This window comes from Bacteroides sp. 3_1_23 (genome assembly GCF_000162555.1).
GTDB classification, from domain to species: Bacteria; Bacteroidota; Bacteroidia; order Bacteroidales; family Bacteroidaceae; genus Bacteroides; species Bacteroides ovatus.
In genome coordinates this window covers 1-11,627 of the sequence record NZ_GG774960.1, presented here as the reverse complement: position 1 = coordinate 11,627, position 11,627 = coordinate 1, and the positions used below count along the sequence as shown (strand labels likewise).

The window sequence follows — 11,627 nt, the reverse complement described above, 5'->3', positions numbered from 1 at the left end:
CTCTGACTATCCAGAAGAGGCTTTTTTGTTTTTCTTCAAATTTTCTTCATTTTTTCTTGGTAAAAAAACAACGGATGCTTCTCTTTCTAATATAAGAGCTATTTAATGATATTTGAAGAAAACGGTAGAATTGATTAGAAGATTAAATGTTGTAGTAGAAGAAATTAGAAATTATCCGGCAGAAATAAGGCCGGGATTCAGAACAAACAATAGATGTTTTATAGAGAATTACAAACTAAACTCAAAACAAACAATAGATGCTTTTTATAAAATTTAAATTTAACCCAAAACAAACAATGTTTTAAAAGAAATGCAAACTAGGGCTCAAAGCAAACAATAGACAGCGGCAGATAAATTATTCCTGCCACAAACGTAAGCCGGAAAGATTCCCTCATCGGACGTGATATGAGCTTTAGAGGCTTGTTTTTTCCGATTAAACAGACTTAGTTGGCTTAAAAAAGGGTTTTTCAACTAGACTGCTACGCTAATTAAAAGAATGAAAGCCGTGATGGCGCATGAGAGGTTTAACAAGGCCGGTTTTATCTGGTAGTTTAATAGTAGGTTAAGAGAGTATGAAACCAGAAAAGGGCTGAACCGGTCTATCATTGAGTATTTTTATTTAATAATTGTTTTATCAGAGTGTGAGAGAAAGTTGAGGGGCTTTCTCTCACATTTTTTTGTAGGAACAATAGATAGGACGATTTACTATTGGACTATTTACCATTTACTATTTGGGTTGTGCAATAGAAGCAGATAATAAATAAGATAAATGGGAATTTAGTTTAGATGTGGATGGCACGCTAAATCATAAATCATAAATCATAAATCATAAACTTCCCCAGTTTTCCAATCAGAGAAATGACGTTTTTATACATTATATTCCTTTCTTAATTTATTTTATAATAAAAATTTGGTATTTTCGAACGCTTTTTAGACGAACAACTTAAAATACTAATAGTTTATTATATGGAAAATATCGAAACAGCGATCCTGCTGATGGTGGTCGGAATGGCTACCGTGTTTGTTATTCTGCTGATTGTGATTTATTTAGGTAAGTTGTTGATTACATTAGTCAACAAGTATGCTCCTGAAGAAGTGGTTCCTGTGAAGCGGGAAGCATCGCAAGGTCCTGCCCCTGTTCCGGGAAACATCTTAGCCGCCATTACAGCTGCTGTAAATGTGGTGACACAAGGTAAAGGAAAAATCACTAAAGTAGAAAAATTATAAATCTATAAAGAATATCACTGAAAGACATGAAAAGAGAAGTAAAGTTTAGTTTGGTTTTCCGAGATATGTGGCAATCTGCCGGAAAATACGTACCTCGTGTAGACCAACTCGTAAAGGTAGCTCCTGCCATCATTGAAATGGGCTGTTTTGCCCGCGTAGAAACAAACGGCGGAGGTTTTGAACAGGTAAATTTATTGTTTGGTGAAAACCCGAATAAAGCTGTGCGCGAATGGACAAAACCGTTCCATGAAGCCGGTATTCAAACCCACATGCTCGACCGCGCACTGAACGGACTCCGTATGAGCCCCGTTCCGGCAGACGTCCGCAAATTATTCTACAAAGTAAAGAAAGCACAAGGAACAGACATTACCCGTACGTTCTGCGGATTGAACGACGTGCGTAACATTGCTCCTTCCATCACATACGCAAAGGAAGCAGGCATGATTTCGCAATGCTCGCTTTGCATCACTCATTCGCCTATCCATACTGTAGAGTACTACACCAATATGGCGCTGGAACTTATCAAACTGGGAGCAGACGAAATCTGTATCAAAGACATGGCAGGAATTGGCCGTCCCGTATCGTTAGGTAAGATCGTAGCAAATATCAAGGCGGCACATCCCGAAATCCCCGTTCAGTATCACAGTCATGCAGGTCCCGGATTCAATATGGCAAGTATCCTCGAAGTATGCGAAGCCGGTTGCGACTACATCGACGTAGGCATGGAACCACTATCATGGGGAACAGGTCACGCTGACTTGCTTAGTGTGCAGGCAATGCTGAAAGACGCCGGATATCAAGTGCCCGAAATCAATATGGAAGCCTACATGAAAGTGCGCGGCATGATTCAGGAATTTATGGACGACTTCCTCGGCTTGTATATCAGCCCGAAAAACCGTCTGATGAACTCCTTGCTGATTGCTCCCGGACTTCCTGGCGGTATGATGGGTAGTTTGATGGCCGACCTCGAATCCAATTTGGAATCTATCAATAAATATAAGGCAAAACACAATCTGCCGTTTATGACGCAAGACCAGCTTCTCATCAAGCTCTTTGATGAAGTAGCTTACGTATGGCCTCGTGTCGGTTATCCTCCATTGGTGACTCCGTTCAGCCAATACGTGAAGAACCTCGCCATGATGAACGTGATGGCCATGGAAAAAGGAAAAGAACGTTGGGGAATGATTGCCGATGATATCTGGGATATGATTCTGGGTAAAGCCGGACGTCTGCCGGGTAAACTTGCTCCCGAAATCATTGAAAAGGCAGAACGTGAAGGCCGTAAGTTCTTTGAAGGTGATCCGCAGAATAACTATCCCGATGCCCTCGACAAATATCGCAAACTGATGAAAGAGAACAAATGGGAAGTAGGACAGGACGACGAAGAACTCTTCGAATATGCTATGCACCCGGCTCAATATGAGGCTTACAAGAGTGGCAAAGCAAAAGAAGACTTCCTGGAAGACGTAGCCAAACGTCGTGCCGAAAAAGATAAATCTCCGGAAGAAGATGCCAAACCGAAGACACTGACCGTACAAGTGGACGGACAGGCCTATCGTGTGACGGTAGCATACGGTGATACCGAACTACCTGCTGCTCCTGCGGGTGCTGCCGCTGCTCCGGCAGGAGAGGGTAAAGAAGTACTTTCTCCGTTGGAAGGCAAGTTCTTCTTAGTGAAAGGTGCGCAGGAAACTCCTTTGCAAGTAGGTGACACTGTGAAAGAAGGTGATGTAATCTGCTATGTAGAAGCGATGAAGACCTACAATGCCATCCGTGCAGAGTTTGGCGGTACAGTGACTGCTATCTGTGTCAACCCGGGAGATGCTGTTTCAGAAGATGACATATTAATGAAGATAGGATAATGAACGAAATATTTGAGAACTTATATGACATGACTGCGTTCAGCAATATCATTGCCGAACCGCAGTTCCTGATAATGTATGCCATCGCGTTCGTTCTGCTCTATTTGGGTATTAAGAAACAATACGAGCCGTTGTTGCTTGTCCCCATCGCTTTCGGTGTGTTGCTAGCCAACTTTCCCGGAGGAGATATGGGCGTGATTCAGGCCGACGAAAATGGTATGGTGATGGTAAACGGAGTGTTGAAGAACATCTGGGAAATGCCTTTGCATGACATTGCCCACGAACTGGGAATCATGAACTTCATCTACTATATGTTGATTAAAACAGGTTTTCTGCCTCCGATCATCTTTATGGGTGTCGGTGCGCTGACGGACTTCGGGCCGATGTTGCGTAACCTGCATCTTTCTATATTCGGTGCAGCTGCACAGTTGGGTATCTTTACCGTGTTGCTGGTAGCCATCCTGATGGGATTCACTCCACAGGAAGCCGCTTCTCTGGGCATTATCGGTGGTGCGGATGGTCCGACAGCCATCTTTACCACCATCAAACTGGCGCCGCATTTGCTGGGCCCGATTGCCATTGCCGCTTATTCGTATATGGCGCTCGTTCCGGTGATTATTCCGCTGGTAGTGAAACTGTTCTGTACGAAGAAAGAGTTGAGCATCAACATGAAAGAACAGGAAAAGAAGTACCCTTCGAAGACTGAAATCAAGAACCTGCGTGTATTGAAGATTATCTTTCCGATCGTGGTAACTACTATTGTTGCCCTCTTCGTGCCAAGTGCAGTGCCTTTGGTGGGTATGTTGATGTTTGGTAACCTGGTGAAAGAAATCGGAACCAACACATTCCGCTTGTTCGATGCCGCTTCCAATAGTATCATGAATGCTGCCACCATCTTCCTCGGACTGTCCGTAGGAGCAACGATGACAGCCGAAGCATTCCTCAACTGGACAACAATCGGTATTGTGATCGGTGGATTCCTTGCATTTGCACTTTCTATAACCGGTGGTATTTTCTTTGTGAAACTGGTAAATCTCTTCTCGAAGAAGAAAATCAATCCGCTTATCGGCGCCACTGGTTTGAGTGCCGTTCCGATGGCGAGCCGTGTAGCCAATGAGATTGCTTTGAAATACGATCCGAAGAATCACGTATTGCAGTATTGCATGGCAAGCAACATCTCTGGAGTAATCGGTTCTGCCGTAGCTGCGGGTGTGTTGATCTCCTTCCTTGCGTAAGATAATTCCTGCCTGAAAAAGACTTTTTATACATTCACACTTGGAAGATTCGTTTGATAGCGTTATCTTTGTGTGAATGTATAACAGTAAAAATAGCAAGCGTATGAGTGCAATGTCATTGGAAGCCGAAAAGAACGAACTGATTCGGCGGATTCTGGATGTGGATGATGTCGCTATTCTGCGGAGAGTGAAATCGATGTTGAGTTGTGAAGAAGAGCAAACGAATGTTGTCGCAGAGGAAGCAGCTCCCTACCAGACAAAGGCGGAGATTCTGGCAAGCTTAGATCAGGCGTGTAAGGAACTGAAACTGAATCTGGAGGGTAAGTTGGAGTTTAAGTCATTAGATGATGCCCTTAATGAAATATAGAATAAGCGTTACCCTCGAATTTTTAAGGGAAATGAAGCATTTGTCAAAACGGTATAAATCGTTGAAAGAAGATCTTAGGAATTTTGGAAATGATTTGTTATTAAATCCTGAACAAGGAGTCAGTTTGGGCAATAATCTTCGTAAAATACGTATAGCGATAACTTCGAAAAATAAAGGTAAAAGTGGAGGTGCACGGGTGATAACCTATACGATAATCTGGACAGAAATAGATACAGAGATAAAATTGCTCACTATTTATGATAAGTCAGAACGTGCAAATATCACAGATAAGGAAATAGAAGATATCCTGAAGCAAAATGGTATTTTGTAGTCCTTATGATATAAAAAGAAATCGTCCTGTTATCACGTAACCGTGATAACAGGACGATTTCTTTTATAAGACTAAGACTTTGTGAACAAGTTTCTTTTGTTTCTAAATTTATTCACTGATTACCTTTCTGTATTCCGCTACCGCCATCTTTTCCGACAGATACGCATTAATCAGATTGGTGTGCGCCTGTGTCCATGACAATTGCGCGGAGAGCACATCCACCATGTTTGCCTTTCCCTCATTATACGAGAAAGAAACCAAATCAAGATTTTCATTAGCCAGATTCATAGTCTCTTTGGCGGTTTTCACTTGATATTCCGTTTCCGTCAGTTTGGTTAGGGCGGCAGAAAGTTCCTCGTTGATATTATCCGTCACATAACTTTGTTGCAGTTTCTGTATGCCGATATACGCTTTCTGCTGACGGTTTGTTTTGAACCGGGCTCCCCAACGGAAGATCGGTATATTCAGGTTAATGCCGACGATGGGATTGAAAGAAACATCATAACCGAGGTTAGGTGTAGCTGTAGCCCATCCACCGCTGAAATACATATTCAATTGCGGGTTGAACTGGCTAAGAGCCGCTTTGCGTTGCGCCTGACTTTTCATGATATTCACCTCCGTACTTTCGTAATCCGCGCGACGTTGCAGTACATTCTCCAGAGAAAGTATCTGCACCGGAGCGGAAGCCGTGTCAATCGTGTACAGACTGTCTACGGGATTGTTCGGCTCTTCTCCCATCAGGATATTCAGCTTTTGCAGCGCCAGCGTATAGTTCTGACGCGCCTTGATATATTGCAATTCCGCTTCTTTCAACCGGGTGGAAATCATTAATAAGTCCGTTCGACTAATCATCCCGTCGTTGAAACGATCCTGAATGATGTCATACTGTTGCTTCACAATACTTTGATACTTGTCCGCCGCCTGCAACATAGCCTGTGAAGCAGAAGCATTCCAATAAACTGCATCGCTCTGATAATGAATCTGGTCGATGGTAAGTTCTTCATTTAGTTGATTCAGCTTCTCGTCCGCTTTGGCAATCTTGTGCTGGGCGTTGAGTGCCCCGCCCGTGTACAACGGTTGCGAGACGATAAATACACCTTGATAGGTGTGGTTGCGGTATTCGCCTACCGGTTCGTTCCAGGCATTAAGGTCGCTCATGTTGAGGGTCCCGTCCGCATTGACATCAATTTTGGGCAAGAATCCCGTGTGAGCAATCTTCCGTGCTTCCGTACTTGCCATCGTCTTTAGTTTCTGCTGCTTCAGAATTTGGCTGTAAGCTTCCACTTTATCCCGGTAAGCTTCCCGGCTAAGATAGGGCTGCTGTGCTCCGGCTGTGAAGCCGAGGAGCAGCAGAGACAGAGTTATAAGTTGAGTTTTCATTTTATTCAATCTATACAATAAATTCAAGTTTCATATAAGAGAAGGCAATTAGCCTTTGATTCTCTGAATGGCACAATAAGCTACCGGAAGAACAAACAATGTCAGAGCCGAAGCCACCAACAGACCTCCCATAATCGTAGCCGCCATACCGCCGAACATCGCGTCGAACAACAATGGCAACATACCCAGAATGGTCGTGCCGGACGCCATTGCTACGGGGACAATACGACTCGTTGTAGCACTGACAACAGCATCCAACGGCTTTTTGCCCGTCTTTGCCTCCAGATCAATCTGTTCCACCAGTACAATCGCATTTTTGATATTCATCCCAATCAGTCCGAGCAAACCAAGGATGGAGAAGAAGTCGAACGACTTGCCTAGCAACACCAATCCCAAAACGATACCGATAAAAATAAGCGGTAACATTAACAAGATCACTGTCGGCTTACGATACGTCCTGAACAGGAACAACAGCGTGACGAACATCAGGAAGAACGTCAACGGTAAATTCTTGGCCAACGCCTCGTTAGACTCCACCTGACTTTCCTGTTCCCCGAAATACTTCATCGTATACCCCTCCGGCACTTTAATCTCTTTCTGCACCAGCGGCCAAACCTCATTGAAAGCAGCAATCGCATTCACTCCGCGACGCGGATCGCATTGCGCCATCATCACCATTTGCCGGTTGTAATCCTTCACATTCGAGAAACGATATTGGAAATCAAATTCCGATACCACCTGTTCCAGACTGGTCGTTTCATTCCCCGTGCCGAACACGGGCAACGTGCGCAGGTCATTGATGCGGAACGAATCCACCGTGTTATCCTTCAATAAGATAGGAAGCACCTGATCGCCCTGCCGGTACTCTCCAAGCGTCATACCTGTGGTTCCGATCTGGATACTTTGTGCCATTCCCTGACGCGATACCCCTAACGGTTGCGCTCGTTCGGGACTATATACAGGCTTCCATACAGGAACTTTATTTCCCCACGAATTGCGCACATTGATTAAATCCGGATTCCGGTGCATAATCTCCAAAGCCTGGTTGGTGAGCGCCACAAGCGTGTCCACATTCGGACCGATAAACCCGATTTCGATAGCGGCATCCACCGCAGGCGACAGTTTGAACAGACTGGTGCGGGTAATCGCATTCGGATAATTCGCCTTCATGTACGCATCGAAATCTTCTTCATACTCTTTTGTATATTTACTGTCCGTCAATTCAACCAATACATTGGCAAAATTCGGTTTCGGGCCCACCGAAGTAGAAGCCAGGTAATACCTTAACGGCGTGCTGCCGAAGGTGATCGATACTTTCTTCACTTCCGGCTGCTTTGCCAGATGCTCTTCTACGGATTTCATCTCTTTCACTACATCATTGATGCTATACCCGTCGGGATAGAACACGTCTGCCCGGAAATAAGGCTTATCGAGAGAAGGGAAGAAGTTTTGCGGCATCGTCCCCATGATAACCAGCGAAGCAATAAAAAGCACTACCATCGAACCCAGTGTCAATGTTTTCCTGCGAATCAGCGTGCGGAGGATGGAGGCGAATTTGTGATAGAACGGTTTGTCATACGGGTCTTTCGTGCCGTCCTTTGCCTTCGCTTTCAGAATGAAATTACCGAAAACAGTGGTCTGCGTCAGCGCGAGCACCCAGCTCAATCCCAGCGAGATGGCAAGCACCACAAAAAGCGGTTTCACGATTTCCGCCACGGCAGAAGGAGCAAGGTAGAGTGGGAGGAACGAACAGATAGCGATGAACGTAGCCCCAAGCAATCCCCATTGCGGACCGGTTGCGCCGTCTATCAGCGCTTTCCGCCGGTCTACTCCACGAGCAATGGCAATCTGTGCGTTGTCCGTTACCACGATGGCGTTATCCACCAGCATCCCCATGGCGATGATAAATCCCGCCAATGAAGTACGGTTCAGCCCGACACCGAAGAAAGACATGATAAGCAATGTGCCGCCAATAGAGAAAATCAGTGACGAGCCGATCAGCACACCTGCGCGCAAACCCATCACCAACATGATAATCACAATTACAATCAGAATCGATTCGATCAGATTGATGATAAATCCGTTGTTGGCTTCGTTGGCAATTTCGTTCTCCAGATACAGGCTTTGCAGTTCCAGTCCCACAGGCATCAGTGGCAACAATTCGTCCAGTTTGGCTTTCACGTTCTTGCCCGTCTGCACCACGTCCCGTTGCGGGTCGGTGGAGACGCCGATGCCGATGGCACGTTTGCCGTTCACGTGCATGATGTTGGATGGAGGGTTCATGTACCCTTTTTCGATGACGGCGATATCGCCCAGTTTCACTTGTCCGGCTTTGGTGGTAATCACCTGGTTGCGGATATCGTCTACGGTGGTATACATACCGTTGGCAGTCACCCGGAGCTGTTGCTCGCCGGCACGGATTTCTCCGGTATTGATAATCTGGTTCTGCGATTGCAACAGACTGGCAAGCTGTTTCGGGTCGATGCCCATACCTACGAGCTTATTGGTGGAAATAAAAATATTGACCACCTCCGTCTGCGTCCCGAACAGGGCGACTTTCATCACCCCGTCCGCCGTCACTACCTGCGTCTTGATCCGTTCCGCCCAGTTGCGCATCTCTTCGTATGTGTAACCGTCGTCCGCCGTCAGACCGTAATAGATACCGAACACGTCGCCGAAATCATCGGAAACCGTCGGTGCGGAAGCACCGCTCGGCAACTGTGGCTGTATATTAAGCACCTTCCGTCGCAACTCATCCCACTTCTGCGGAATGGAGCTTGCCGACAAGGAAGGTTGCAACTCGAATGTGATTTTTGAGAGCCCGTACATCGATTCTGATTTTATCTTGTACACACCGCTCATACTTTGAATCTCACGAGAGATAGGCTCGGTAATCAACCGCTCCACTTCTGCCGGTTCGGCACCCGGATAGCGGGTCATAATAACCGCCGACTTTATGACGAAAGGAGCATCCTCTTTCTTACCCAGCTTGCCGAAAGAAGTGATTCCCCCAATCAGCAATACAGCAAGAAAGAAATAGATGATTTTCGTATTATCTAATGAATATTTGGCTAAACTCATAATAAATGATCGTTGATAATTGATGAATGACAGCGGATAAATGATACTTAATCATTTATCAACTATCACCTGTCAACAGTTGTGATAGATTCTCCTTCTACTAGTTGGTATACGCCTGCTATGACGATTTTTTCACCGGGTTTCAAACCTTCCGAGATGAGCGCCTGTGCTTCTCCGGTCGGGGCGTTGACGGTCACTTCCCGTTTGTGGACTTTGTTGTCTTCTACCACCCAGACATACATTTTATTCCCTTCGCTTTCACCGAATACGGCACTAAGCGGTACAATCGTCCAGCTATCCTGCACCAACGGGCCTACATCTGCCGTGAAACGGATGCTGCACGTGAAACCGGGTTTCACAGCATACAGATCGCGGTCGAATGACGGATCGTCAATCGTGATGCTGACCGGAATTCCTGTGCCATCCGTAGAAATATCAAGATATTCTTCCAGTTTCGCTTGAAACACGTGTCCTTTAAATGTGTCGAACTCTACAAGGAAACGTGGGTCTTTGGCGCGCAACAAATAAAGATACGCATCCGGAATGGTGAATTTGATACGCAGATTGTGTGTATTGACAAGCTGCACGATCCCCTCACCGGAGTTGACACGCTGATAGTTTTCCACCAGTCGTTTTTCGATAGAACCGTCGAAAGGGGCTGTCAGCTTGGTGTCGCGCATATTGTTGGCAGACAGTTCGTATTCAGACTTCGCCTTCTGGAAGTTGGCGAGGCTGATTTCATATTCCTGCACGGAGATCGCTTGCCGGGAGAGGAGCCGTTTGTTACGTTCCACTTGTGCCGAAGCCGTTTCGTATGCCGATTTCGTGGCGGCATATTGCAACGCGATGTCTCTGGGGTCGATAGCCGCGATGAGTTGTCCTTTTTTCACTTTCTGTCCTTCGATGACAGGAAGCTGGATGATTTGTCCGTTGACCCGGAAAGCCAGCTTCACATATTCCACCGCTTCCACGATTCCCGAGAAATCTTTTCTGATAATCGATCTTGACTCGACAATCGTAGTCTTTACAGGACGTGCAGTTGTCGTTGTCGTTTCTTTTTTCTGTCCGCAGCCAGCCAGCAAGATTGCAGCCGCCAGGACGAATCCAAATTCCTTTTTCATATACCACGTTGATGTTTAGAGGTTTTGCGTTGATAAATAGCGAATAATATACTAAAACAACTCCTGTTTATTTATGTTCAATATTCCTGTCTTTTCATATCCTGCCTCTTAACCTTTATATGGAATACAAAAAAACGGGAACTTTACGAGTTCACCACAGAGGACACGGAGGACACAGAGTTCTTTTCTCTCTTTCCGTAAGCAAAACAGAGCGATAAATGCGATTACTCTGTATTACTCTATAGTGAATAAAAAATAGTTAATCTCTGTGTCCTCCGTGTCCTCTGTGGTGAAATATAAATTTCCATTTAGCAAAGAAGTGTGCAGAAATAAACTAAAATCGCACTATTTTGCTCATTTCAGTGCAGAAATGAATGAAACGGTGCAGAAATGAATGAAATTTTTTCCTACTATAAAGTTGAAAAACATAAAAACATCTGCCACCTGCAACGAAAAGCGTGTAATACGCTAATTAGTAGATAGTTGGAACGTTGCAGATACCTGTGGCAGATAGGTTGCAGATAAAGTATCTGCAACGCGTTATATAATCAAAGAAAAAGCCTTGATTCCTTTGTGCAAAGCTATGGGATAATTGGGGTGACTGTAGTGTACTGAATAAGTTGACACTTCTTAAATTCGAAATTCACATGGAAGAATTAAAAAAGAAGTACACTCCTTACACAGAATCTGAACGAATGTCGTATATTCGTGAGTATTTATCGACTTCCGAAACGAAGTATCAGTTTGCCAAGCGTACGGGTATTTGCCGTCGTTTGCTGATTCTTTGGCTTGATAAGTATCATATAAATGATAAAGTTATGAGTACAGAACAACCCTCTTTAAGAAAAGCCTCTGATGAGTCTCTCAATGAACTGGAGAAAGAACTCGCTGCATTGCGTGCCGAAAACCGCAAGCTTCAGCGTGCCCTTCAGGAGGAAAGTCTTCGTCATGAAGCTTGTGAGGAATTGATTAATCTTGCGGAGTCAACCTATCACATCAAGGTTCGAAAAAACTCCGATGCCA

General features: G+C 45.0%; 9 protein-coding genes. 6 read left to right on the top strand and 3 right to left on the bottom strand.

Annotated elements, in window-relative coordinates; all coding sequences use genetic code 11:
- Nucleotides 1–966 precede the first annotated feature (966 nt).
- The 5 genes from HMPREF9010_RS00770 (at nucleotide 967) to HMPREF9010_RS00790 (ending at nucleotide 5,022) form a co-directional block, all read left to right on the top strand.
- On the top strand, nucleotides 967–1,227 hold the full coding sequence (locus HMPREF9010_RS00770; RefSeq protein WP_004300941.1) for an OadG family protein: 261 nt from the start codon (nucleotides 967–969) through the stop codon (nucleotides 1,225–1,227).
- A gap of 26 nt (nucleotides 1,228–1,253) precedes the next feature.
- A complete protein-coding gene (locus HMPREF9010_RS00775; protein WP_008651823.1) occupies nucleotides 1,254–3,089 on the top strand; it encodes a biotin/lipoyl-containing protein in 1,836 nt (611 codons plus the stop codon).
- Nucleotides 3,089–4,324 carry a sodium ion-translocating decarboxylase subunit beta gene (locus HMPREF9010_RS00780; RefSeq protein WP_004300937.1) on the top strand — a complete coding sequence of 412 codons (1,236 nt, stop codon included), beginning with the start codon at nucleotides 3,089–3,091 and terminating at the stop codon, nucleotides 4,322–4,324. Before HMPREF9010_RS00775 ends, HMPREF9010_RS00780 begins: the two co-directional genes overlap by 1 nt.
- Before the next feature lie 103 nt (nucleotides 4,325–4,427).
- Entirely contained in the window at nucleotides 4,428–4,691 is a 264-nt protein-coding gene (locus HMPREF9010_RS00785) for a hypothetical protein (protein ID WP_004304421.1), read from the top strand.
- Nucleotides 4,681–5,022, top strand: coding sequence for a type II toxin-antitoxin system RelE/ParE family toxin (locus tag HMPREF9010_RS00790; RefSeq protein ID WP_004300933.1), 342 nt, complete (start codon nucleotides 4,681–4,683; stop codon nucleotides 5,020–5,022). Before HMPREF9010_RS00785 ends, HMPREF9010_RS00790 begins: the two co-directional genes overlap by 11 nt.
- Before the next feature lie 108 nt (nucleotides 5,023–5,130).
- Here HMPREF9010_RS00790 and HMPREF9010_RS00795 read toward each other — a convergent pair whose 3' ends face one another.
- The 3 genes from HMPREF9010_RS00795 to HMPREF9010_RS00805 form a co-directional block, all read right to left on the bottom strand.
- Entirely contained in the window at nucleotides 5,131–6,402 is a 1,272-nt protein-coding gene (locus tag HMPREF9010_RS00795; RefSeq protein WP_008651822.1) for a TolC family protein, read from the bottom strand.
- A gap of 48 nt (nucleotides 6,403–6,450) precedes the next feature.
- On the bottom strand, nucleotides 6,451–9,483 hold the full coding sequence (locus HMPREF9010_RS00800; RefSeq protein WP_008651821.1) for an efflux RND transporter permease subunit: 3,033 nt from the start codon (nucleotides 9,481–9,483) through the stop codon (nucleotides 6,451–6,453).
- A 65-nt stretch (nucleotides 9,484–9,548) separates the two neighbouring features.
- A complete protein-coding gene (locus tag HMPREF9010_RS00805) occupies nucleotides 9,549–10,604 on the bottom strand; it encodes an efflux RND transporter periplasmic adaptor subunit (protein WP_004300926.1) in 1,056 nt (351 codons plus the stop codon).
- A 647-nt stretch (nucleotides 10,605–11,251) separates the two neighbouring features.
- On the opposite strand from HMPREF9010_RS00805, the gene HMPREF9010_RS00810 reads away from it, so the two are divergent.
- Nucleotides 11,252–11,627, top strand: a 376-nt coding sequence (locus HMPREF9010_RS00810) for a hypothetical protein (protein ID WP_032852983.1), incomplete at its 3' end; no start/stop codon positions are given.